The sequence below is a fragment of the Mesorhizobium mediterraneum genome, assembly GCF_002284565.1.
GTDB lineage: Bacteria > Pseudomonadota > Alphaproteobacteria > Rhizobiales > Rhizobiaceae > Mesorhizobium > Mesorhizobium mediterraneum.
The window spans coordinates 1-1,579 of the sequence record NZ_NPKI01000042.1 but is presented as its reverse complement, the minus strand read 5'-3'; the positions used below and the strand labels follow the sequence as shown (position 1 = coordinate 1,579).

Annotated in this window: 1 protein-coding gene; it reads right to left on the bottom strand. The window is 66.3% G+C overall.

Annotated elements, in window-relative coordinates:
* On the bottom strand, positions 1-1,579 hold a 1,579-nt coding region (locus CIT25_RS29380; RefSeq protein ID WP_245330032.1), incomplete at both ends, for a condensation domain-containing protein.

Genomic DNA, 1,579 nt, shown 5'->3' with positions numbered 1-1,579 from the left:
CCGGTTCAGCTCCTCCAGCAGATACGCACGCTCCGCAGCCGGCAGCAGTTCAATCCGGCCGACCGGCTGCCCGGCATCGGCAACCATCGCCCGCAGCAGCGCCAGCAGATAACCACGCTGCCGCTCGATCGTCGCCTCATCGAACAGCGCCGAGGCATAACCAAACGTTCCGGCGATCACCTCGCCACACTCGCCAAGGCTCAGCTCCAGATCGACCTTGACCTGATCATACCCCTCCCCGGCAGCCTCCACACTCAGCCCGGCAAGGTCGAACGACCCGACGGCGTTGTTCTGCCAGGCCAACATCACCTGGAACAGCGGCGTGTGATCAAGAGCCCGGGGCGGCTGCACGATCTCGACGACCTGCTCGAACGGCAGGTCCTGATGCTCCTGCGCGGCCAGCGCCGTGCGCCGCGTCTGCTCCAGAAGCTGCGACACGCTCGGCTCGCCGGACAGGTCGAGCCGAAGCGCCAGGGTGTTGACGAAGAAGCCGATCAACTCTTCGATCTCGCGCCGGCCTCGATTGGCGCTCGGCACGCCGATCACAAGGTCGTCCTGCCCCGACAGACGCGACAGCACCGCCGCCCAGGCCGCCAGCACCGTCATGAACAACGTCGTGCCATGCTGCCGGCTCAGCCGCTTCAGACCCCGCGTCAGATCCGCATCGATGACGATCGGCACACTGGCCCCGGCAAACGACTGCTGGGCCGGCCGCGCATGGTCCGTCGGCAAGACAAGACGGGCCGGAGCGCCAGACAGGGTGTCGCGCCAATACTGCGCCTGCTTCTGCAGCCGTTCCCCCGACAGCCACTGGCGTTGCCAGGCGGCATAATCCGGATACTGGATCGCCAGCGGCGGCAAAGGATCGTCCTGTCCAGCCTCGAACGCCCGGTAAAGCTGACGGAGTTCACGAACCAGCACGCCCATCGACCAGCCGTCCGAGACGATGTGATGCTGGGTCAGCAGGAAGACGTGTTCCTCAGCCGGCATCCGGATCAGACGCCCGCGGATCAGCGGCCCGCGCGCAAGATCAAACGGCGTGCGCGCCTCTTCATGGCATAGATCCAAAAGCGCAGCCTCAGCATCCGGCCTGTCCCGCAGATCGTGCTCGACCATCGGCAGTCCCGCATCCGGCGGCAGAACCTCAACCCAGGGCTTGCCCTCCGGTGCGACAAAGACACTGCGCAGCGCCTCATGACGGGCAAACAGACGGTCAAGGCTGCGCTGCCAGGCGCTGCGGTCGAGCTCACCACGCAGCCGCAAGGCCAGCGGAATGTGATAGTTGGTGCTGCCCTCGTCCAGCTGCGCCAAAAACCATAGCCGCTGCTGCGCAAACGACAGCACAAGCGGCTCATCACGCGACACCGCCGCAATCGCCGGCAGGTCTTGCGTGCCGGAGCGGCTCAACACCTCGACGATGCTTGCCGCCAGATCGGAAAGCACCGGATTGGCGAACAGCGTCGACAGCGGCAGTTCCACGCCAACAGCCCGCGACAGCCGGCTCGAGAGCTGCACGGCCAGCAGCGAGTGGCCGCCCAGTTCGAAGAAGTGGTCGTGGCGCCCGACCCGCTCGACCCCG